Origin of the sequence: Streptomyces sp. NPDC000348, from assembly GCF_042898795.1 — a bacterium.
Classification (GTDB): Bacteria; Actinomycetota; Actinomycetes; order Streptomycetales; family Streptomycetaceae; genus Streptomyces.
On record NZ_JBIAZD010000018.1, the window covers coordinates 37837 to 59165 of the forward strand.

General features: G+C 73.5%; 20 protein-coding genes and 1 pseudogene. 5 read left to right on the forward strand and 16 right to left on the reverse strand.

What is annotated here, in order from left to right; genetic code table 11:
- Window positions 1-166 precede the first annotated feature (166 nt).
- Entirely contained in the window at window positions 167-1300 is a 1134-nt protein-coding gene (locus ACFY3N_RS28685) for an acyltransferase family protein (RefSeq protein ID WP_390819662.1), read from the forward strand.
- A 247-nt stretch (window positions 1301-1547) separates the two neighbouring features.
- On the opposite strand, the gene ACFY3N_RS28690 is transcribed toward ACFY3N_RS28685, so the two are convergent.
- Entirely contained in the window at window positions 1548-2780 is a 1233-nt protein-coding gene (locus ACFY3N_RS28690; protein WP_390819663.1) for a ricin-type beta-trefoil lectin domain protein, read from the reverse strand.
- A 164-nt stretch (window positions 2781-2944) separates the two neighbouring features.
- Window positions 2945-3301, reverse strand: coding sequence for a hypothetical protein (locus tag ACFY3N_RS28695; protein WP_390819664.1), 357 nt, complete (start codon window positions 3299-3301; stop codon window positions 2945-2947).
- 276 nt (window positions 3302-3577) lie between these two features.
- Here ACFY3N_RS28695 and ACFY3N_RS28700 point away from each other — a divergent pair, with 276 nt between their 5' ends.
- The gene (locus ACFY3N_RS28700; RefSeq protein ID WP_390819665.1) at window positions 3578-4000 is read left to right on the forward strand and encodes a DUF350 domain-containing protein; all 423 of its coding nucleotides are present in this window, start codon (window positions 3578-3580) and stop codon (window positions 3998-4000) included.
- A 376-nt stretch (window positions 4001-4376) separates the two neighbouring features.
- Here ACFY3N_RS28700 and ACFY3N_RS28705 read toward each other — a convergent pair whose 3' ends face one another.
- From ACFY3N_RS28705 to ACFY3N_RS28750, 10 genes and pseudogenes are all read right to left on the reverse strand, one after another.
- Window positions 4377-4901 (reverse strand): hypothetical protein, encoded by a 525-nt coding sequence (locus ACFY3N_RS28705; RefSeq protein WP_390819666.1) that lies wholly within the window; start codon window positions 4899-4901, stop codon window positions 4377-4379.
- 148 nt (window positions 4902-5049) lie between these two features.
- Window positions 5050-6012 (reverse strand): YihY/virulence factor BrkB family protein, encoded by a 963-nt coding sequence (locus tag ACFY3N_RS28710; RefSeq protein WP_390819667.1) that lies wholly within the window; start codon window positions 6010-6012, stop codon window positions 5050-5052.
- 388 nt (window positions 6013-6400) lie between these two features.
- Window positions 6401-6742, reverse strand: coding sequence for a DUF3140 domain-containing protein (locus tag ACFY3N_RS28715; protein WP_390819775.1), 342 nt, complete (start codon window positions 6740-6742; stop codon window positions 6401-6403).
- Window positions 6743-6747: 5 nt separating this feature from the next.
- Window positions 6748-6978, reverse strand: coding sequence for a DUF2945 domain-containing protein (locus ACFY3N_RS28720; protein ID WP_390819668.1), 231 nt, complete (start codon window positions 6976-6978; stop codon window positions 6748-6750).
- 129 nt (window positions 6979-7107) lie between these two features.
- Window positions 7108-9339, reverse strand: a complete 2232-nt coding sequence (gene katG / locus ACFY3N_RS28725) for a catalase/peroxidase HPI (protein ID WP_390819669.1) — start codon at window positions 9337-9339, stop codon at window positions 7108-7110.
- Between the two features lie 33 nt (window positions 9340-9372).
- Window positions 9373-9810, reverse strand: a complete 438-nt coding sequence (locus ACFY3N_RS28730) for a Fur family transcriptional regulator (RefSeq protein ID WP_390819670.1) — start codon at window positions 9808-9810, stop codon at window positions 9373-9375.
- A gap of 109 nt (window positions 9811-9919) precedes the next feature.
- Window positions 9920-10465, reverse strand: coding sequence for a DUF488 family protein (locus ACFY3N_RS28735; RefSeq protein ID WP_390819671.1), 546 nt, complete (start codon window positions 10463-10465; stop codon window positions 9920-9922).
- 197 nt (window positions 10466-10662) lie between these two features.
- A pseudogene (locus ACFY3N_RS28740) lies at window positions 10663-10785 on the reverse strand (diacylglycerol kinase family lipid kinase); the annotation flags it as partial.
- 57 nt (window positions 10786-10842) lie between these two features.
- Window positions 10843-12894: a discoidin domain-containing protein gene (locus ACFY3N_RS28745; RefSeq protein ID WP_390819672.1), complete on the reverse strand. Its 2052-nt coding sequence runs from the start codon at window positions 12892-12894 to the stop codon at window positions 10843-10845.
- A gap of 129 nt (window positions 12895-13023) precedes the next feature.
- On the reverse strand, window positions 13024-13374 hold the full coding sequence (locus tag ACFY3N_RS28750; protein ID WP_390819673.1) for a hypothetical protein: 351 nt from the start codon (window positions 13372-13374) through the stop codon (window positions 13024-13026).
- A 132-nt stretch (window positions 13375-13506) separates the two neighbouring features.
- Between ACFY3N_RS28750 and ACFY3N_RS28755 the strand changes: the two genes are divergently transcribed.
- Window positions 13507-14337, forward strand: coding sequence for a PP2C family protein-serine/threonine phosphatase (locus ACFY3N_RS28755; RefSeq protein WP_390819674.1), 831 nt, complete (start codon window positions 13507-13509; stop codon window positions 14335-14337).
- Between the two features lie 51 nt (window positions 14338-14388).
- Window positions 14389-15396 (forward strand): MASE1 domain-containing protein, encoded by a 1008-nt coding sequence (locus ACFY3N_RS28760; protein ID WP_390819675.1) that lies wholly within the window; start codon window positions 14389-14391, stop codon window positions 15394-15396.
- A 338-nt stretch (window positions 15397-15734) separates the two neighbouring features.
- Here ACFY3N_RS28760 and ACFY3N_RS28765 read toward each other — a convergent pair whose 3' ends face one another.
- Both ACFY3N_RS28765 and ACFY3N_RS28770 read right to left on the reverse strand, forming a co-directional pair.
- Complete coding sequence (locus tag ACFY3N_RS28765; protein WP_390819676.1) at window positions 15735-16520, reverse strand: L,D-transpeptidase family protein; 786 nt, start codon at window positions 16518-16520, stop codon at window positions 15735-15737.
- Window positions 16469-17497: a hypothetical protein gene (locus tag ACFY3N_RS28770; RefSeq protein ID WP_390819677.1), complete on the reverse strand. Its 1029-nt coding sequence runs from the start codon at window positions 17495-17497 to the stop codon at window positions 16469-16471. Before ACFY3N_RS28770 ends, ACFY3N_RS28765 begins: the two co-directional genes overlap by 52 nt.
- 160 nt (window positions 17498-17657) lie before the next feature.
- Here ACFY3N_RS28770 and ACFY3N_RS28775 point away from each other — a divergent pair, with 160 nt between their 5' ends.
- On the forward strand, window positions 17658-18371 hold the full coding sequence (locus tag ACFY3N_RS28775; protein WP_390819678.1) for a hypothetical protein: 714 nt from the start codon (window positions 17658-17660) through the stop codon (window positions 18369-18371).
- A 15-nt stretch (window positions 18372-18386) separates the two neighbouring features.
- Here ACFY3N_RS28775 and ACFY3N_RS28780 read toward each other — a convergent pair whose 3' ends face one another.
- Complete coding sequence (locus ACFY3N_RS28780; RefSeq protein WP_390819679.1) at window positions 18387-20285, reverse strand: DUF2264 domain-containing protein; 1899 nt, start codon at window positions 20283-20285, stop codon at window positions 18387-18389.
- Window positions 20282-21307 (reverse strand): hydroxyacid dehydrogenase, encoded by a 1026-nt coding sequence (locus ACFY3N_RS28785; RefSeq protein WP_390819680.1) that lies wholly within the window; start codon window positions 21305-21307, stop codon window positions 20282-20284. The genes ACFY3N_RS28780 and ACFY3N_RS28785 overlap by 4 nt, the downstream gene beginning before the upstream one ends.
- Window positions 21308-21329: the final 22 nt, after the last annotated feature.

A 21329-nucleotide genomic window follows, 5' to 3' on the forward strand; every position in this document is an offset into this window, starting at 1 on the left:
TCTTCTGTCGCTGTCACGGTCCGTCCGGTCAAACGGACGGGGCGGCGACCATGTTCCCGTGCGGTAAAAGAAAAGCAAAGCCGACGGCGCCGGGCATCCGGGCGTCCGGGTCGGCGGCCGGCACATCACAGGTTTGGCCACCCGCGGAACGGGTGAGGCGGCTGGGATGTCCTCGCCCCGCGATCCCGCCGCCGCACCCCGTACCGGAGACACCGCCGCGTCCCGGCCGGCCCGCACGGCCGACGCCGGCGGAACGGAACCACGGCGGGCGCCCGCCGGAAGGAAGGACGACACGTCCCGGCGGGCGCCGCGGCGTGACGCGTTCTTCGACAACGCCAAGTACCTGGCGATCGTGCTGGTCGCGGTGGGGCACGCCTGGGAGCCGCTGCGCGACGGCAGCCGGGCCGTCAGCGCGCTGTACCTGCTCGTCTACGCGTTCCACATGCCCGCGTTCATCGTCCTCGCGGGCTACCACTCGCGCGGTTTCGACGGCAGTCCGGAGCGCGTCAGGCGCCTGGTCACCGGCGTCGCCCTGCCGTACATCGTGTTCGAGACGGCGTACACCCTCTTCACCCGGTGGACGGACGGCGTCCCCGACCGGCCGATCACGCTTCTGGAGCCGCTGTACCTGACCTGGTTCCTGGCCGCGCTGTTCGTGTGGCGGCTCACCACACCGCTGTGGAGGACCCTGCGGTGGCCGGTTCCCGTCGCGCTCGTCGTCGCCATGCTGGCGACGGTGTCCCCGTCGCTCGGCGAGGACCTCGACGTGCAGCGCACCCTGCAGTTCCTGCCGTACTTCGTGCTCGGTCTCGTCCTGCGGCCCGAGCACTTCCGGACGGTGCGCCGCCGCCGGGTGCGGGTGCTGGCCGTACCGGTGTTCGCCGGGGCGCTGGCCGTGGCGTACTGGGCGGTCCCGCGGGTGACGTCCGCCTGGCTCTACCACCGCGACAGCGCCCAGGAGCTGTCCGCCCCGGCGTGGTGCGGCCCCGCCGTGACCCTGGTCCTGTTCGGCTGCTCGCTGCTCCTCGTCGCCTGCTTCCTCGCCTGGGTGCCGGAGCGGCGGACCTGGTTCACGTCGCTGGGCGCGGCCACGCTGTACGGCTACCTCCTGCACGGTTTCGTCGCGCAGGTCAGCAAGTACTGGGGCTGGTACGACCCGGAGTGGCTGTACCGCCCGCCGGGCGCGATCACGGTCACGCTGGTCGCCGCCGTGGTGGTGACGGTGCTGTGCACCCCGCCGGTGCGGCGGGTCCTCCGCTGGGCGGTGGAGCCGAGGCCCGCCTGGGCGTTCAGGCGCTGACCGGGCCGGAGGCTCCTTCTCCCGATCGTCGACGGCTGCTCCACCCGCCTTCGTCCGCGCCGCACAGGATTCGGTCATGGGCATGCCCGCAACAGCCGGTGTGCCCTTCGTCGTGCGGCGGCCGGGGTGGTGCTGCCGGTGGACCTCACCACCCGTACCGCGTCGTTCAGGACGGACTCGCCGGCGGTGACGCGCCGCCCCGGGCCGGCCGGTCCGGGGCGGCGCGTCCGTCCGGACGGGTGCGGGTTCAGCCGACCGTCCACTTCTGGTTGGCGGCGCCCGTGCAGGTCCAGATCTGCAGGCGGGTGGCGTTGGCGGAGTTGTTGCCGGTCACGTCCAGGCACTTGTCGGCCTGCGGGTTGACGATGTCGCGGGCGGCGGTGACGACCCATCGCTGGGCGGCGGTGCCGTTGCAGTCCCAGAGCTGGACCGGTGTGCCGTCGGCCGTGCCGCCCGAGGTGACGTCCAGGCACTTGCCGAGCGCGCGGATCGTGCCGTCGCCGCCCACGGTCCAGTTCTGCGCGGCGGTGCCGTTGCAGTCGTAGAGCTGTACGGGGGTGCCGTCGGCGGTGCCGGCGCCCGCCACGTCCACGCACTTGCCGGCCAGGCCGCGGATCGCGCCGCCGGCCGGGGAGTCACCGGTCGTCACCGACACGTGGTCCACCACGAGTTGCTGCGGGAAGACGGTCGAGCCGTCCGGGTCCCCGGGCCAGTAGCCGCCCACCGCCAGGTTCAGGATCAGGAAGTACGGCTTGTTGAACACCCACTGCTTGCCGCCGAGGTCGGCGGGGGTGCGCCGCTGGTAGACGTTCCCGTCGACGGACCAGGTGATCGAGTCCGGTGCCCAGTCGACGGCGAAGGTGTGGAAGGCGTCCGCGAAGGCCTGGCCGCCCGGCAGCGTGTAGCCGGCGCCGATGCCGCCGGAACCGGAGTAGCCGGGGCCGTGGATCGTGCCGTGCACCGTGGAGGGTTCGAAGCCGACGTTCTCCATGATGTCGATCTCGCCCGAGTCCGGCCAGTCGACCGGCGTGCCCAGCATCCAGAACGCGGGCCACATGCCCTGCCCGCGCGGGACCTTCATCCGCGCCTCGACGTGACCGTACTGCGCGGTGAACCTGCCGGAGGTGTTGAGCCGGGCCGAGGTGTACTGGCAGGTGCCGTACCAGCACTGGTAGCCGGCCGGGTTCTCCTTGCGGGCCGTGATCACCAGATGTCCCCGGCCGTCCAGGGCGGCGTTCCCGGTGCCGGCCGTGTAGTACTGCCGCTCGTGGTTGTTGACGTTGTCGCCGGTCTCGGTCTGCCACTTCGAGGAGTCGACCGCCGCGCCGGCGGGCCCGTCGAAGGTGTCCGAGAACGTCACGGCCGCCGCGGCGGTGGCACCGGCCGGTTCCGCCGTCGCGGTCCCTGCCGCACCGGACGCGACCAGCGCGGCGGACACGGCGGCGATCAGCCAGGTGCGGAGTCTGCGCGGAGAGGACATGGCTCTCCCTTTCCGTACGGCGCCCCGGATGCACGGGCGCGCCGACCGAGGTTGTGGGGGGACGTGCAACCACTTGATTCAAGGAGTGGGACAAGAGGGCGTCAAGTACCTGGTACGGACCAGGAATCGCCGGTGCGACGTCCGGGCCGCGGCCCGGGCCCCGTTCACGCCGTTGTGCCCCACGAGGTCCGGTGTGCGCAGCCGGGGTCGTGCTCGGTCGCGCACGACGTCCACCAGCGTTCGCAGCACGCGGCCTCCACCTCGGCCCGTGCGAGCGCGGCGGCCGCCGCGTCGCGCCACGCCGCCCGGCGCCCCTCCCGTTCCCGCAGGACGGCGACGGTGCGCCGTTCGTCGGCGATGACGGTCTCCCGCACGACACCGATCACGGGAGCGAGCGAGGCGACCACCATCGCGAGGGTGGTCCAGAGGGGGACGGTGCCCCAGGTCCGCACGGCGCAGAAGGAGAGCCAGAGGGCGACGACGGCGTACATGGCGATGAGAGTGCGGCTGCCCCTGCTCATGGCTGGTTCTCCTTCTCGGCCCGTCCGGTGGACTTCTGATGCCCCGGATGCGCGCCGGCATGACTCCCCGGCGGCGGCACCGGGCAGGTCCCTTTCCGGACCGCCGCGCCGCCCCGGCAGGCCATCGCGTGCGAGGTCTCCCGCGAGCCCGGCGGCCGGCATCCGCCGGACGGCACGACAGGGCACCCGACCGGGGTGTCGAACGGGTGCGCTACATTTTGCTCGCCCTCGACCGCGATCACTCACGATCTCTCACGCTACGGAGCCGGCAACCCCATGAGCGACATCGTCAACGGACTCGGCCGGGCCACCGCCTACGGCGCACTCGGACTGGTTCTGCTGGTCCTCGGCATCGTCCTGGTCGACGTGCTGACGCCCGGAAAGCTCGGCCGGCAGATCTGGCAGGAGCGCAACCGCAACGCCGCGGTGGTGCTGAGCTCCTCGCTGCTCGGCATCGGCGGGATCGTGTTCACGTCGATCTGGACCACGTACGAGGACTTCGGCAAGGGGCTGGCGTCGACCGCGGCGTTCGGCGTGCTGGGTCTGGTGATGATGGCCGTGGCGTTCCTGGTGGTGGACCTCATCACCCCGGGGCGGCTGGGCGCCACGCTGGTCGAGCCCGAACCCCATCCGGCGGTCTGGGTGACGGCGTCCTGCAACCTCGCGGTGTCCGCCGTCATCTCCGCGTCCATCGCCTGACGCGGGCGCCTCCGCACCGCCCGGCTTCCGCGTCCCGGGACGCGGAAGCCGGGCGGTGGCGGTTCGGGAGCGGTGGCAGGTGAGCGTGTCCGGCGCCCGCGTCACCGTCGTCGGCGAGGCCCGGGCCCTGTTCGCCGCTGCGGGGGCCCTCCTCCCCCACCGCGTACGGGTCGAGGGAAGGCAGGGGGCACCCTCAGACCGAAAACCCTTCAGGTACATGACAACAATACCGGCGCGTCCGCCCACGGCGTTGCGGGCAGAGATTTCGGGCGTCTTGTGGCCGCACTGCCGCCCCGGTCGGCAGCGGGACACGGATCCGGGCACGGGCCGCATGCCCGAGGCACGGCCGAACCTCGGCGCGCCCGCCCCGCCCCGGTCAGGCCACGCGGGCGCGCTCCCGTGCCGGGCGTGCCGGCTCGGGCCGGGCGCGGGTGACCGGCTCGGGGCGTGTGGCCGACGGGGCGCGCGTGGCCGACTGGGCGCGCGTCGCCGACTGGGCGCGGGCGGCCGACTGGGCGCGGGCGGCGGGGCGGACGCGGTACGTCGTGCGGTTGGGGTCGACGACGGGCTCGCCGAGGGTGATCCGCCCGGCCGCGTGCAACTCGTCGCATTCGGCGGTGGGCAGGGCGGCGTAGCAGCCCCCCGTGCCGGTGGTCGAGTCGAGCGGGCGCCAGTAGCTGTACCTGCGGCGGCCGTTGGCGTACTCGGTGACGTACGTGGGAGTACGGGGGTCGGAGATGATGCGCAGCACGTCGGTGCGGGTGGTGTCGGCCGGGGTGCGCGGCCGGGAGGGGACGGTCGGGAACTCGGTCGTTATCGGCCCGCCACGACGGTGATCCGGTCGGCGGCGCGCGGTCGGCAGAGTGAGGAGGGTGTTCGGGCGGTCGACGGTGGCGAGCATCAGCAGGACCTTTCCGGAGCCGGGATACGAGACCGTCTACCCAGCGCGGCGCCGGAGTTGATCTCCTTTTCCGATCATTGTGCAACCTCACACCGACAACGCGCAGACGCCACGCCCATGTTCGGGCCGGCGTGTTCGCCCCGGCCGGTCAGGAGCCCGGTCCCGGGTCCGGGTGGACCGCCGCGTCGATGCCGGCGCGCGCCGCTTCGAGCTGGGCCGCGAAGGCGATGCCGAGGAAGAGGGCGACGGCGGTGAGGTAGGCCCACAGCAGCAGCGCGACGAAGGCGGTGAGCGGCCCGTACAGGGCGCCGAACGCGCCGCTTCCCTCGACGTACAGCGCGAGCAGCCACGTCGCCGCGACCCACAGCAGGAGATGCACGGCAGAGCCGAAGGCCAGCCAGGTGTATCCGGGCTGGTTGCGCCGGGGCGACCAGCGGAAGATCACCGCCGAGGCGACCCACGCCAGCGCCAGCCCCACCGGCAGCTCCAGCACGGTCCACCACCCCGCGCCGCCGGATCCCCCGGCCACCCGGACCACCGCGTCGCTCACCGCGTCGCCGGCGACGAGCACGACGAACCCGAGGACCAGCGGGAGGCCCGCGGTGAGCGCGAGGAGGACGGCCCTGCCGTACTTGCGGGGGAAGGGACGGTCGCGTTCGATCCCGTAGATGCGGTTGGCGCCCCGCTCGATCTGACCCATGGCGGAGGCGAGGTTCAGCAGGGCGAAGCCCAGGCCGAGCCAGAGCGCCAGCGCGCTCCCGAAGTCGTCGTGGGCGCTGCGCCGGGTTCCCTCGAAGGCGTCCTCGACGATGTCGGCACTGGCGCCGGGCACGATCCGGCCGAGGGTGAGCTCGATGACCCGGCCCATGCTCTCGGTGTGCACGGAGGTCGCCAGGCCGACCAGCGCCACGGTGAACGGCACCAGTCCGAGGACGACTTGGAAGGCGAGCGCCCGCGCGTTGGAGAAGCCGTCCGCGTAGCGGAAGCGGGCGAAGGAGTCGGTCAGCAGCCGCAGGCCCCCGTAGTGCCGCAGCGCGGCGAACGCCTCGTCGCCGGAGAGTTCCTCTCCGATCATGTCCCGGGTCTGCGGGACGTGGACGACGGTTCCCATACGCGGACGCTCCTCGCATCGAGTGGCTCTGCTCCACTCATTGATGGCCCGTTTGCCCTCCGTCACACCTGCGGCGTACCGCGCCGCAGGTGGGGGGCAGGGGGAGTCCACGAAGCACCCGGTCGTGCACGCCGTGCCGCCGTCGCGGGAGGTGGCCGGTGTCCACGCGGGAACCGGGCACGCCCCCATCCGTCCACGAGGGGGTCGCGGTCGAGGGGCGGGGTGGCCGTACCGGCGTCGCGGGCGGGCGCGTGACGCCGTGGCGCGTGCGGTGGGGACAACGCTGCGACGGCGCACGGCGGTCGTGTTCACCGGCCGGCCCCACCGGGGCGGATGCCTCAGGGGTGCAAGGCCCCGGGGGCTCCGGGATGTCCGTGGGCGGATGGCGTCAGGACGCGTCCTCGAGCGGGTCGTGGCCCCAGTTCATCAGCGAGTGGCGCCAGCGCGTGTCGCGTACGTCGCCGGACGGACGCTGGGCGAGGTGGCGGCGGATGTAGCCGACGACCTTGCGCATGTGCTGGTAGTCCTCGTCGGAGAGGTCCTTCCGGCCGGCGCGGAGGATGCCGACGATGCGGCGGCCGGACGCGTGGCCGGTCGACTCGCCGCCGTCGCCGTGCTGCCCCGCGCCGCGGGACTCGTCGGTGGCCAGCCACTTCTCGAGGTCGGCCGGCTTCATGTTGACCAGCTCGCGGAACTCGTCCCACGTCTCGTCCCGGCGTTCCGGTTCCACCGCGCTCACTTCTTCCTCCTGAGCGCGGAGGGCTTGTGGACCGCCGGCTTGCCCGACTTCTCACTGCGCACCTCGTACTGCGGTTCCTCCTCCGAGGCGGCGACCGTGCGCCCGGCCGCCTCGGTGCGTTCGGTGATCTTCTTCTCGACCTTGCCCGTGGTCTCGCTGCCGTGACTGCTCCAGGCGACCTCGTCGCCCTGGTGGAGATCCTTGCCGCGGTCGGTGCCCTCGCCCATGTCCGGCGCCTCCTTCGGTGGTGGTCGGCTCGTTTCCACCCTGGTGGCACGACGGTCCGAGCGCATCTCGGGGCGGCACGGCTCCGGGCCGGCCCCGGAGGGCCGGCCCGGAGCAGCGGGACGAGGGGATCAGACGAGGTCGAACCGGTCGAGGTTCATGACCTTGTCCCACGCCTCGACGAAGTCCTTCACGAACTTCTCCCCGGCGTCGTCGCTCGCGTAGACCTCCGCGAGCGCGCGCAGCTCGGAGTTCGATCCGAACACGAGGTCGGCACGGGTGCCGGTCCACTTGACCTCGCCGGTGGCCGTGTCGCGGCCCTCGAACGTGGTCTGGTCCTCGGACGTCGACTTCCACGTGGTGCCCAGGTCGAGCAGGTTGACGAAGAAGTCGTTGGTCAGGGTGCCGGGGGCCGTGGTGAACACGCCGAGCGAGGACTGCTGGTGGGTCGCGCCCAGGACCCGCAGGCCGCCGACGAGGACGGTCATCTCGGGGGCGCTCAGGGTCAGCAGGTTGGCCTTGTCCAGCAGCAGGAACTCGGCGGGCAGGCGGTTGCCCTTGCCGAGGTAGTTGCGGAAGCCGTCGGCGGTGGGCTCGAGGGCGGCGAACGACTCGGTGTCCGTCTCCTCCTGCGACGCGTCCACGCGGCCCGGCGTGAACGGGACCTCGATGTCGAAGCCGGCGTCCCTGGCGGCCTTCTCGACGCCCGCGGCACCGGCCAGCACGATCAGGTCGGCGAGCGAGACCCGCTTGCCGCCGGACTGGGCGGCGTCGAAGGACTCCCGGACGCCCTCCAGGGTGCGCAGCACAGTCGCCAGCCGGTCGGGGTCGTTGGCCTCCCAGCCGCGCTGGGGCTCCAGGCGGATGCGCGCGCCGTTGGCGCCGCCGCGCTTGTCGCTGCCGCGGAAGGACGAGGCCGACGCCCACGCCGTCGACACCAGGTCGGACACCGACAGGCCCGAGGCGAGGATCTGCTCCTTGAGGGCGGCGACGTCCGCGGCGTCGATCAGGTCGTGGGTGCGCTCCGGCAGCGGGTCCTGCCACAGCAGGGTCTCGGCGGGCACCTCCGGGCCGAGGTACAGCGACTTGGGACCCATGTCGCGGTGGGTGAGCTTGAACCAGGCGCGGGCGAAGGCGTCCGCGAACTCGTCCGGGTTCTCCAGGAAGCGCCGGGAGATCGGTCCGTAGACCGGGTCGAAGCGGAGCGCGAGGTCCGTGGTCAGCATCGTCGGCTGGTGGCTCTTCGACGGATCGTGGGCGTCGGGCACGGTGCCCGCCCCCGCGCCGTCCTTCGGCCGCCACTGGTGGGCGCCCGCGGGGCTCCTGAACAGCTCCCACTCGTAGCCGAAGAGGATCTCGAAGAAGCTGTTGTCCCAGGTCGTCGGGGTGTTGGTCCACGTCACCTCGAGGCCGCTGGTGATCGTGTCACCGCCCTTGCCGGTGCCGAAGGTGCTCTTCCAGCCCAGCCCCTGCTCCTCGAGGCCGGCGGCCTCCGGGTCGGGGCCGACGTGGTCGGCCGGGCCCGCGCCGTGGGTCTTGCCGAAGGTGTGGCCGCCCGCGATCAGGGCGACGGTCTCCTCGTCGTTCATCGCCATGCGGCGGAACGTCTCGCGGATGTCGCGGGCCGAGGCGATCGGGTCCGGGTTGCCGTTCGGGCCCTCGGGGTTGACGTAGATGAGGCCCATCTGGACGGCGCCCAGCGGGTTCTCCAGCTCGCGGTCGCCGGTGTAGCGCTCGTCGCCGAGCCAGGTGGACTCGGGGCCCCAGTAGACGTCCTCCTCCGGCTCCCAGACGTCGGCGCGGCCGCCGGCGAAGCCGAAGGTCGTGAAGCCCATCGACTCCAGGGCGACGTTGCCGGAGAGGATCAGCAGGTCGGCCCAGGACAGGCTCTTGCCGTACTTCTTCTTGACCGGCCACAGCAGGCGGCGGGCCTTGTCAAGGTTGGCGTTGTCCGGCCAGCTGTTGAGCGGGGCGAAGCGCTGCTGACCGGCCCCGGCGCCGCCGCGGCCGTCGCTGATGCGGTAGGTGCCCGCGCTGTGCCAGGCCATCCGGACGATGAGGGGGCCGTAGTGGCCGAAGTCGGCCGGCCACCAGTCCTGCGAGGTGGTCAGCACCTCGGCGATGTCCCGCTTCACCGCCGGAAGGTCGAGGGCCGAGAACGCCTCGGCGTAGTCGAAGTCCTCGCCGAGCGGATTCGCCACGGCCGGGTTCTTGGCGAGGATCTTCAGGTTGAGGCGCTCGGGCCACCACTGGCGGTTTCCGCCGCCCTGGGTGGGGTGCGGGGCGCGCCCGTGCGCGACCGGGCAGCCACCCGCTTCCTCCGTCTTGGGTTCGGTGACGATCGCGTCGTGGTTCTCGGTCATGGGAGTCCTTCCGGGCGAAAGAGTTCGCGCAGTTCAGCTGCTGCGGGAGGGGGAGCAGTCGGGGCACAGGCCCCAGAAGACGACCTCGGCCTCGTCGATCGCGAAACCGTGACCGCCGGACGCGGTCAGACAGGGCGCGTCACCGACCGTGCAGTCGACGTCGGCGACGACGCCGCAGGAACGGCACACCACGTGGTGGTGGTTGTCCCCGACCCGGCCCTCGTAGCGGGCGGGGCTGCCGGCCGGCTCGATACGGCGCACGAGCCCCGCCCCGGTGAGCGCGTGCAGCGCCTCGTACACCGCCTGCAGGGAGACATGCCCCGTGCGCCGGCGCACTTCGGAGGCGATCGCCTCGACTCCGAGGTGGCCGCCCTGGCGGACGGTGTCGAGGAGGGCGACGCGGGCGGCCGTCGCGCGCAGGCCCGCTCCGCGGAGCTCCTCGGCGGTGGTCGGCGGCCGGGATGCGGTCATGCGCCGAACCTATAGCCCAAGACACGAATAATTCCAGGGAACGAACAGGTCCAGTCTTGGGTCGCGTCCGGTAACGGCGGGTGACTCCCGAGTTGCGTCGCGCCGCCGTTCAGCGTGCGGCGGCCTCGGTGTCGTCGTAGACCAGCAGTCCGTCGTCGCGCAGACGTGCGCCCGGTGTGGGGACGTGCCGTGTGCGGCGTCCGTCGTGCATCAGGTGACGCACGGGGACGCCGCGGGCCAGGACGGCGAAGTCGGCGATGAGCCGCCGGTGGCACCGCCACCACACGGCCTCGGCGCACATCACCGCGGTCGGCTCGCGGGCCGCCTGTTCCAGCAGGGCGTCCATCGCGGCGCCGAACCCGGGGGTGCGGGTGTGGGCGGCGTAGCCGCGGAAGGAGTCGTTGCGCCAGACGGTGTCGGGCGAGTCGGGCGGCGGTGCGCGGAAGCCGCCCAGGTCCCGTTCCCAGCGGTAGGCGATGCCCGCCCCGGGCAGCCATTCGGCCAGCCGTGTCCGCGCCAGGTCGGGATCGCGGCGGCTGCCGGGGCCGATCCGGACGTCCACGACGGCGGCGATCCCCGCGTCGCGCAGCAGCCGGGCCAGGGCGTCCCGGCCGGCGGTGCCGTGGCCGAAGGTCGACAGTTCGTGCGGGGTCATGGCACCTCTCCTCGCGGTGGGTACGGACTCCGGGCTCCGGGCGGACGCGGCACCGGCCCGGTTCCGGCGCCCTGCGGCGCGGTGCCCCGCGTACGGGTTCCCCGCCGGCGCCGGATTCCTCCGCGGCGCGTGCCCGCCGCGCGGTCGTACGGCCTCCGGCGGGTGGGGCGGTCGAGGCCGTGGCCGGTGCCGCCGTGGGCGATGACGCGGCCGGAGCCGTGGTGGCCGGAGCCGGCGGCCACCACGGTGCACCCGGTGTGCGGGTGCTCCTCGCCGTCGACGGTGACCCGGTAGCGGGCGGGCCGCCGGGTGGTGACGCTCGGCGTGGTGCGCGAGCTCGTCAGCCGTGCTCCGCCGCAGGGCGGTCGGGCACGCGGTCAGCGGCCGTGGACGCCGACCTCGCCGATCGAGTACCCCCACTCGGTCCCCCGCTCCAGGAACCGGACGCGGAGATGGCGGGCGGGTGAGGGGGTGAACACGGCCGTGTCCAGGCCGCCGTCGCCGGAGGCGGTGGACCAGACGGTGCGCCAGTCGGTGCCGTCGGCGGACAGCTCGATGCGGTACGACCTGCCGTACGCGCGTTCCCAGTCCAGGGTGACGCGCCCGACCCGGTGGGTGGCGCCGAGGTCGATGCCCAGCCACTGGCCGTCGCTCCAGTCACTGGCCCACCGGGTGCCCCGGTCGCCGTCCACGGCCCGGCCGGGCGCGTAGCTGGTGAACGGGTTCCATTCCGTCGAACTGGCCGTGGCGGACGCGCCGTCGGCGAGGTTCACCGCGGCCCGGTGCCGCTCGGCGGCGCCCCAGGTGTCGAGGTAGGACTCGGCGCCCTTGAAGAGGTCGTCCACCACGTGCTGCCCGCCGACGCGCCGGATGTCCTCGATCCAGTCGGGGACGAGGCCGTAGTGCGCGGCTCCGTCGGTGTTCAGGTCCCAGATGCGTTCACCGGTGGTCTGCCGGTCGAGCACGGAGCCGCCGTCGGCGCTGCGGAAGGGGTAGGTGACGGCGTCGGGTGCGTCCGCGCCGCGCGGGGCCGGCCAGCCGCCGACGCCGTTCATGTCCGTGCCGTAGCCGTAGCCCACTCCGTACGTGTCGCGCAGTGCCCCGGTGCGGTCCGCCTCGGCGACGAAGTCCTCCGAGCCGTGCATGTACTGGGCGACGAACCCGCCGAGGCCGTAGACCCGTTCGGTCCAGTCGAGGTCCATCCAGCTGTGCGAGGAGAGGACGCCGGGGTAGGACTCGGCCTCGAAGAGGTCGAGCACCCGGCCGGTGGCCTTGACGCTCATGTGGTCGATCTCGAGCATCATGTTGCGCTTCATCATCCCGCGCACGGCGTACTCGCCGAGTGCGGTGAGCCCGCGGACGTTGCACCGCGCGTCCTCGTCGTACGACGGAACCTCGACGCCCGCCGGGAGCTCCTTCTCGGCGCCGGGCGCGGAGGCGAGCCCGATGGGGTTGTCGGCCTGCGGGCCGGTGCACTCCTCGGTCTGCCAGAAGGTGCCGGTGGACAGGAACTGCCCGACGTTGATCGCCGTGCCGAGCGCGCCCTCGTCGAAGCGCACCCCGCACAGCGCGTTGTCGAACTTGTGGCACAGGAACATGCTGCGCACACCGAGGGCGTACAGCTCGTCCAGTCCGGCGTCGATGTCGGCCCTGTCGCACTGCGCGATGTCCAGGACCTGCTTGCACCCGAACGGTTCGGAGGTCTCGACGCCGAGGACGACCGCGAGCTTGCCCTGCGCGATGACGTCGCGGGCCTGCGCGCTGTCGGTGACGATCCGGAACCAGCCCCTGCCCGGCCCGCCGTACATCCCGTCGACGTAGGCCTGCAGGTCGTACGTCAGCTTCGCCTGCAGCCGGATGGACGTCATCTCGTCGCAGCCGCGGTCCTTGAAGAAGTACACGGAGCAGATCACGCCGTTGGTGACGAGGTCGTTGACCAGCACCCGCTGGCCGCCGCGCCAGGCGCGTTCGATCCAGGCGTAGTAGTTCTGCTGGTGGGTCAGGGAGTCGTGGGCGGGCCAGTCCTTGAACGTGGGCCAGCCGACCGGGTCGTGCTTGCCGTCGCCGCCGCCTGTGAGGAAGTCGAAGACGGCGAGCGAGCCGTCGGGGTAGTGCTCGGGGCAGTCCCTGAGCGCGTCGGCGATCCCCTTCGCGGAGAACGCCTTGCCGCAGATGAGCCGGCCGCCGAACGCCTCGTTGGCCATGACGTGGTTGTGCGCGTCGACGAACCCGCGCACCTCGCCCGCGGCGTTCGTGCCCTTGAACGGCTCCCCGGTGACGCCGATCCCGGAGTCGGGCGCGGGCCGGGCGACCGGGTCCCACCAGTCGCCGTCGGCGGCGGAACTGGGCGTGGGGCCCAGGGCCGCGGTCAGCAGGAGGAGGAGCAGCGATACGACCCCGAGGTGTCGTCGTGTGCGATACGTGGTCATTACGCACGTCCCTCCGTCGCGGAGTTGTCATGACCGGCGCAAAGATATGGGGCGAGGATCGCTACTGGCGCGTACGGCGTCAAGTGCGCGCGCGCCACCTGTCCGCGGGCACGGGCGGGTCGGCCGGAACTACCCCTCGCCGCCCGTCTCGTAGTGCAGGGAGATCGAGCGCAGGACGTCGCCGGAGGAGACGTCGGTGCGGCCCTCGTCGTGGATCTCGGCGAGCTGGACGAAGGCGAAGGTGAGCGCGGAGGTGATCTGCACGATGGCAGGGCCCAGCTTCTCGGTGACGATCTCCGCCACCTCGCGCGCGCTCGCGTCGGCGGGCAGCTGGATCCGCGGCAGCATCTCCTCCAGGAGCTGGGCGACGGCCACGCTCCCCGTCACGTCGGCGTCCGGGTCCGCGCGGAGCCGCCGCCGCATCTCGAGGGCCTCGGTCAGGATCCCCACACCCCGCTGCATGATCTCCCGCTGCTCCATGGGCACAGCCTAGACATGGACTGGCTCGGCCGAACCGATTCCGATTATCATCCTTTACATATATGAAGGAGAGCTTTGTCCATCGAGGGCGGCTGCCGCGCGTGCGGGTGCCCTCGTCCGAGTGAGTGATCCATGTCCCGCACCGGCTCCACGGACGACGGCGACGAGCTTCTGGTCAGGCTCGAAACGCTGACGGCACAGGCACGCGCGCAGGCGGAGGTGCAGCGCTCCCGGGTCGAACTGGCCATCGAACTGCAGCGCGGCATGCTGCCCAGGGGGCTGCCCGCCGCCGACGGGGTGCGGCTGGCCGTGCGGTACGCGCCCGCGTACCAGGGGCTCAACGTCGGCGGCGACTGGTACGACGCCTTCACCATGCCCGACGGCCGGATCGGCCTGTCGATCGGCGACGTCCAGGGGCACAACATCGAGGCGGCCGCCTTCATGGGGCAGGTCCGGGTCGGGCTGCGGGCGCTCGCCTCCGTCGACAGCGAACCGGGCGAACTCCTCGCCCGGACCAATGAACTGCTGTTGTCCCTCAGCCCGGATCTCTTCGCCACCTGCACCTTCATGCGGCTCGATCCGGCCACCCGGCTGCTGGAGAGCGCCCGGGCCGGGCACCTGCCGTGCGTGTGGGCCACCGCGGACGGCCGGTCCGGGGTGACCGAGGACGAGGGAGGCCCTCCGCTGGGGGTCCTGTCCGGGACGGTCTACCCCGTCACCCGCTACCGGCTCGACAAGGGCGGGGTGTTCGTGATGGTCACCGACGGGGTGGTGGAAGGCCCGTCCATGCACCTCGACGAGGGGCTGGACCAGGTGGTGCGGCTCGCGGGCATCGCGGCGGTCGCGCGCATGGACACGGACGCGCTCGCCGCCGCCGTGATCAAGCAGGCCGAGCGGGTGGGGCACGACGACGACGCGGCCGTCATGGTGATCGGGCACGACGGACCGGCCACTCGGCCGTAGGGCCGCAGGCCCGCCCGTCTCATCTCGCCGACGCGGCGGCCCCGGTGTCTGATGGCCTGTGTGGTGGCTCGTCAGGATCTTCGCGCATCGGCCGTCTTCGTGCTGGAGACGCTGGCCGTCGCCGCCTGCTCCTACGCGGGCGGACGACTGGGGCTGCTGCGCGAGCTCCGCATCGACGGTGCGGTGGTCTCACCCGTCTGGCCGCCGACGGGCGTGGCCGTCGCCTGTCTGCTGGTCCTCGGGCTGCGCTGCTGGGTGGGCATCGCACTCGGCTCCCTGCTGATCCTCATGCACCTCACCTCGCTGCGGCTGCCCTCGCTGGGCGTCCTCGTCGGCAGCACCGCCGCGCCGGTGTGCGGGTACCTCCTGCTCCGCGGGGTGGGCTTCCGCAACGATCTCACCCGATTACGGGACTGTCTGCACCTGGTGTTCCTCGGCGCCCTCTCGGCGATGCTGATCAGCGCGACCACCGGCGCCGTCCTCCTCCTGGCCACGGGCGACCTCCCGGCGGGGAACCTCTGGGTGGTGTGGCTGGCGTGGTGGGTGGGCGACGCCATGGGCGTACTGCTCGTCACCCCGATGCTGCTCACGCTGTACCGCGTGCGCGCGCCGGTGCACTGGTCGAGGTGGAAGGAGGTGGTGGGGCTGGTGCTGACCACGGGCGCCCTCGTACCGCCGGCGACGCAGAGCCGGGCCAGTCTGCTGTTCGCCGTCTACCCGCTGCTGATCTGGGCGGCCCTGCGGTTCCAGCTCGCGGGCAGCATGACGTGTGCCCTGTTCGCGTCCGTCATGGCCACCATCGCGGCGACCGACCACGTCGGACCGTTCGAAGGGCTGACCGAAGTGGAGGTCCTGGTCAGCCTCCAGGCGTTCAACGGGGCGTTGGCCCTGACCGCCCTGCTGCTGTCCGCGGTGATCGCGGAGCAGCGCAATACCCGGCGCTCCGTGGAGCGCGCCTGCCAGGAGCTGGTCGAGGTGCTGGAGCATCTGACGGCGGGGGAAGCGGCGGCCCGTCCCCCGCCGCGGGACGAGGGCGGGCGGCTGCGGAACGCGGAGTGACGTCCCCCGCCCCCGGCCCACGCTCCCCGGCCCCCCGCCGAAAGGGGCTCCGGGGCTTGTCCCCCGGGGGACGAGGGGGCCCTCCCGCTCGAGTGGAACCGAGAGCGGGGAGGGCAGGGCGGCGGGGGGCGGCAGGGGCGAACGGTACGACCGCAACCGGCGAGGCCCTCGTCCTTCCCGGCCGGGCTTCCCGGCCTCCGGGCCCCCGCGCAACGGATCCCTTCATGCGCCCCGCGTTCCCGGACCGTCCCGTTCCCGGCGAGGCAGCGGGCGGTGGGCCCGGAGCCGTGTCGAAGGAGCCGGCATCGCACCGCGCCCGGCACGGCCGGGCGGGCCGCTCACTCTCCCAGGGAGTCGGCGTCGCCCATGACGATCACCGGGTGCCGGTCCGGGTCGAGGGTGCGCAGGAGTTCCTCCATGTGGCGCTCCGAGAGGCTGACGCAGCCCTGGGTGGGCCCCTGGTGGTCGACGTGCAGCCAGATGCCGCCGCCCCGCTCGGCGCCGAGCGGACGGGTCGGGTCCAGCGGGGACGTGCCCGGCTCGCGGTTGTAGTCGATGGCGATGACGTAGTCGAAGGAGCCTTCCAGCGGCTCGCCCTCGAAGCCGGTGCCGCCGACCGCGAACCCCTCCGACTGGTCGTAGGGCAGCTCGGTGCCGGGGTCGGGCAGCAGCCCCCCGGCGTCGGTGAGGGTGAACACGCCGACGGGTGAGCGGAGGTCGCCCGCCCAGTGGTCGTCGGTCCAGCCCCTGAGGGCGTTGTGCGCGGGCCATGCCGGGCCGCCCTCCCACCCGGAGCCGGTGTGCTGGTACAGCACGGCCCGGGAACGGTTGGCGTCCCTGCCGAAGCCGGTGACGACGACCACCTGGCGGGCGTTCGCGGGAATCCACGCCCGGGTCCGGGGGCCGAGGCCGGGGATCCGGGCGGGCGGTGGCGCCTCCGCTCCGGCGCCGGGCCGGCCCTGTGCGGTGTTGGCGGTGCCCGGCGCGGTGCCGGGCACGGTGCCGGCGGTGCCCGGCGGGCCGCCCGCCGGGACGTCCCGCGCCGTGGTTCCGGTGCCCGCCCCGCATCCGCTCAGGGCCGCCAGCACGACGAGGGCGACGGCCGCCGCCGCCCGGCCGCGCACACGGACGGAGGCACCGGCCCGCCGGCCGGCACGGTACGGAGCACGGTGACGCGGACGGGGCGGGCAGTCGATCGATGAAGCCATGTCCTCAGCCTGACTTCGACTTCCCGGAAACGCGTCAGCTCCCCGCGCGAGTCCGCCGAAGTCCCCCGTCTGCGCCGCCCGGGAAGAGCGCGGCAGGGGGTCCGTCCGGGTGACGGGCCCCGCCCCGAGTGGAGTACGGGCCCGCCGGACGGAGCACCGCGCAGGGACGGCACCGCCGGTTGATCGCGCACTGCGAGCCGGGTCCCGACCGGTGCGTCCCCTTCGGCCGGACCGGTGGGGGTGACGGTGTCGCCGCCCGCGCCGGGGCCGAGCTCGACCACGACACCGCTGGGGTCGGTGTCGGCGCCCGGTTCGACCGTGAGGGTGGCGGGGTGGCCGGTGGACTCCCCTTGGACGCCCCGCTGCCGGTCGTTGGCGCGGGTCGCCACGAACGAGTGAATTGCGGAGGGGGTTTCGATCGGCGGCTCCTCCGGGTTGCCGCCGTCGTCACCGCCGTAGACCCCGGTCTCCGGCAACTGGGCCGCGTTCCAGCCGGGTCGGCGCTCGCCCGGACGCGGACGCGGCGACGTCGCGGACCGGAAGTCCACGGTGACCGTGCTGCCGGTGTCGGGGCCGGAGCGGTGGGCGGCGTGGTGAGGGGAGCCGTAGGTGCCGCCCTCGACGGAGAGGGCCCGGGTGCGGGCCTCCCGGCCGGTGGGCGGTTCGAGGACGGTCCGCCCGGCCTCGACGGTGCCGCCGGGGCCGGCGCGGATCCACCGGGGGAGGGTCCCTGCCGGGCCCTCCCCGTGGTTCAGCCGGCTGCCGCCGGCCGCGCCGGTGTGGGAGCCGTCGGCCGTGCCGCTCGTGCCGGGCGCCGGGTCGGGGCAGCGGACGGCTTTCGGCGCGGCGGTGGCCGTACCGGGTGGGAGGCCGGAACGTCTCCGGCCTCCCACCCCTTCTTGTCGATGGTGTGCGCACCGCCTCCCCCGGGGCCGCGCCCCCCGTACCGCGTGAGAACGTCAACCGATGACCGCGCAGGAGAAACGGTCAACCGCACTCGGCCGTACCATGGCTGGCCACCGGGGGAACCCACCGGCAGAAAGGGGCACCGCCATGTCCGGGAACTCGACCGCGGCCACCGACCTCACCTCGCAGTACTCCGCTCAGGTCGCGGGTGATCTGGAGCGCAACGTCAAGGAGCAGGAGCGGGTCACCGCGGAGATCGCCGCGCTGCAGGAGCAGTTGGTCGTGCTGCAGCACGACCACACCCTTCTGGTGAACATGCGGCAGGCGCTGGGCCTCGCCTCGGCCCCCGCCGAGGCCGTGGGCACGCCCGAGCCCGTGGGCACGCCGGAGGCCGTGGACGCGCCGGAGGCCGACCCGGTGCCGGGCGGCGCGACCGTGCCGGCGCCCCGCGGGAAGGGCGGTGCCACGTCAGGGGCCAGGTCGGGCGCGGAGAAGCCGAAGCGGGCGAGGAGGACGGCCGCGCGCACCGCGTCCGGCAAGTCCGCCACTCCGGGGAGGTCCACGCGCAAGCCGCCCGCCGCGAAGGAGGAGAAGCCCAAGGCGGACGGACCCAAGCTGGTCGAGCTCGTCCGCCGGCACCTGGATGAGCAGAACGAGCCCCGCTCGGCGGCGGAGGTCGCCGGCGCGCTCGAGCAGGCCCACCCCGAACGCGCCATCAAGACCACGGTCGTGCGCAGCACCCTGGAGGGCCTCGTCGCCCGCAACCAGGCCCAGCGCACCAAGCAGGGGACGTCGGTCTTCTACACCACCCCCGACAGCACCGGGCAGGCCCCCGGGACCGGCGACGACGCGCGGTCCTGACGCCGCCCCGGCCGCTCACCGCTCCGTGTGACGCACCTCCACCGGATCGAAGGCGATCCGGGTGCGGGCCGTGCCGCCGGCCCAGGCGACCTCGACCGTCCCGTCGTCCACCCGGACCTCTTCGACCGCCTCCGACAGGGGCGCGGCGTCCGCGTCCGCCGTGAGGGAGGCCAGGCTGACGTGCACGGAGGTGCCCGCACAACTGCCGGTGAGGCGCGGGACGCGGGCCCAGGGGGTCCAGGCCGTGCCCTGGGGGGCGCGGACCGGGCCGGGTGACGGGTCGTCCCAGCCGTGCAGGCCGTACAGGGCGGAGGTCAACGGCTCCTCGGGGCCGGTGGCCCAACCGGTGTGGGTGACCCGGGCCCCCGCCGGCGCCCCCACGACGCGGTGCACGCGCAGCTCGTGGCGGCCGCGCGCCACCGTCACGCTCTCCACCCGCAGGCCCGGAACCATCGGCGGACCGCCGGCGAACACGGGCCGGTGCCACGAGGCCGCCCAGCCCCAGCCGTCGCCGTGCCCCGCGCCCAGGGGGTGGATGCGGCGGCGCACACTGTGCCGGCCACCGGTCTCCACCGACAGGTGGTTGTCGGCGACGTTCCCGGGTGCGGTGGGGCCGGTGCGGGTGGAGTAGGCCTGGCGGCCGTAGTGCGGGTCGTCCTCGGCCGCCGTCTCGCCCTCGTGCGGGCGCACGTGGTCGCTGCCGTGGTTGTGCAGCCGTACGATCCCGTCGGCCCGCGTCGCCTGGAGAAGCAGTCCCGGCGCCGGCAGCGCCAGCACGCGGTCGGCCTCCTCCACCGGTGCCGGTTCCTCGCGGGCCGTCCAGAACGCGTGGTCCGCGGGGGCGAGCAGCGCGACGAACGCCTTCGACGCCCAGTACGGTGACGCCGGGCCGGAGTAACCCTGCAGACTGGCCTCGTGCGGGCCGTACCAGCCGCAGCCGAGCAGGCCGTCGGCGCTCAGCGCGCCCCGGTCCAGGAAGTGGCGCAGGCTGCCGCTGGCGATGCGCCGGGAGGCGCCCGGGGTCAGCGGGGTGTGACCGGTGACGGCGCCCAGCGCGACGGCCGCCGAGGCGGCGAAGCGGTACGTCAGCGACCGGCCGAAGTGCAGCGGCGCCCCGTCCGCGCCGAACATCAGGGCGAAGCCCGCCAGGTGGGTGCGCAGCCGTCCGCCGTGGTGGGCCGACGCCTCCTCGTCGCCCGCCAGATGGGCGTCGAGGACCGGGTACAGGTGCAGGGCCCAGCCGTTGTAGTGGTCGAAGGCGCGTCCGTCCCCGTCGGCGTACCAGCCGTCGCCCCGGTACCAGCCCTCCAGCAGTTCCAGCGCCCGCCGCCGGGCCGCCGCCGTCTCGGCGTCACCGCGCCCGACGGACTCCAGGAACCCGGCGACCGTGTACGGGAAGAGGTACCAGTTGTTGGGTGCCGGGGTGTGCCGCAGCGAGCCCCGCAGCCACTCCTCCGTGCGGTCCTGCACGCCGGGGTCGAGCCGCTCCCACAGCCAGGGCGCCGTCAGCCGCAGTCCGAGCGCGACCGACGCCGACTCGACCATCGGCTGGCCCTGCACGTCGAAGTCGAGGATCAGCGGCCAGGACTCGGTGTCGTCGCGGCCCGGGGTGCGGGTGCCCGCGGCGAGTCCGCTCGCGTACCGCTCCAGCAGGCCGTGCGGGTCGTCCCCGCCCGCGCCCGCGACGCGGAGGGCGGCGGCGAGGAACGTCCTGGCATAGCCTTCGAGTCCGTCGGAGCGCACTCCCGAACGGGAGGGGCGTCCCGGCAGGTCCAGCAGTGCGCAGCCGGGGGTGCTCCAGCGCCAGGCCGCCGTGAGGAGCCCGTCGGCCACGGCTTCCCAGTGGGCGCGGGTGTAACCGGTGCGGGGGCTGATGTCGTGGTCGTCGGCGGGCAGTTCGAAGGGGTCGCTCATGCCAGGAAGGCCAGCCTTTCGCGTCGTACGGGGTGGAGGAAGCCCTCTTCGGAGGTCCAGCGCGCGATCTCGGAGAGGGCGAGATCGGCCAGCCGGCGCCACTCGTTGCCCTGGGAGCCGGCGAGGTGGGGGGTGAGGAGGACGTTGTCGCACTCCCACAACGGATGCCCGGGCGGCAGGACTTCGGGATCGGTCACGTCGAGCACGGCGCGGACGCGGCCGGCCAGCGCGGCGTCGGTGAGCGCCTCCTGGTCGACGACCGCGCCGCGCGCGGTGTTGATCAGTACGGCGTCGGGGCGCATGGAGTCGATCAGTTCACGGCCGACCAGCCGGCGGGTCTCGGGCAGCAGCGGGGTGTGCACGCTGACGGTGTCGGCGCGCCGGAACAGCTCCGCCAGGCCGACGCGCTCGACGCCGAGTTCCCTCGCCCCGGCCTCGTCGACGAACGGGTCGTACAGCAGCACGTCGACGTCGTGCGGGCGCAGCAGTTCGATGACCCGGCGGCCGATGAGGGAGGCCGACAGGATGCCGACGGTGCGGCGGTGGCTGCCGACCGAACGGGGGGTGCGCAGCCAGTCCGGCCGGGTGCGCGAGGCGCGGTAGTCGCGTGCGCTCTCCAGGGCCCGCTTGGCGGTGAGCAGGATCATGGCGAGGGTGTACTCGGCGACCGGGACCGCGTTGGCCGCGGCGGCGGAGGACACCTCGATGCCGCGTTCCCAGCAGGCGTCGGTGACATGGCCGCGCACGCTGCCCGCGGTGTGCACGACGGCCCGCAGCCGGGGCGCCGTGCGCAGCACGTCCGCCTCCAGGGGCGGGCAGCCCCAGCCGGTGACCAGCAGGTCGACGTCGGCGAGCACGGTGCGGGCGCGGGGCGTGGTCAGGTCGTCCAGGACCGGGAGCGGTGCGAGGTCGCACAGGTCGGCGAGGGCCGCGAGCGACTCGGCGTCGAGGACCGCCGAGGCGGCGTCCGGGGACATGGCCAGTGCGGCGCGGGGGCGGGGGCCGGGCGTGGGCTCGGTCATGGTGGCGGCGGAACTCCTTGTG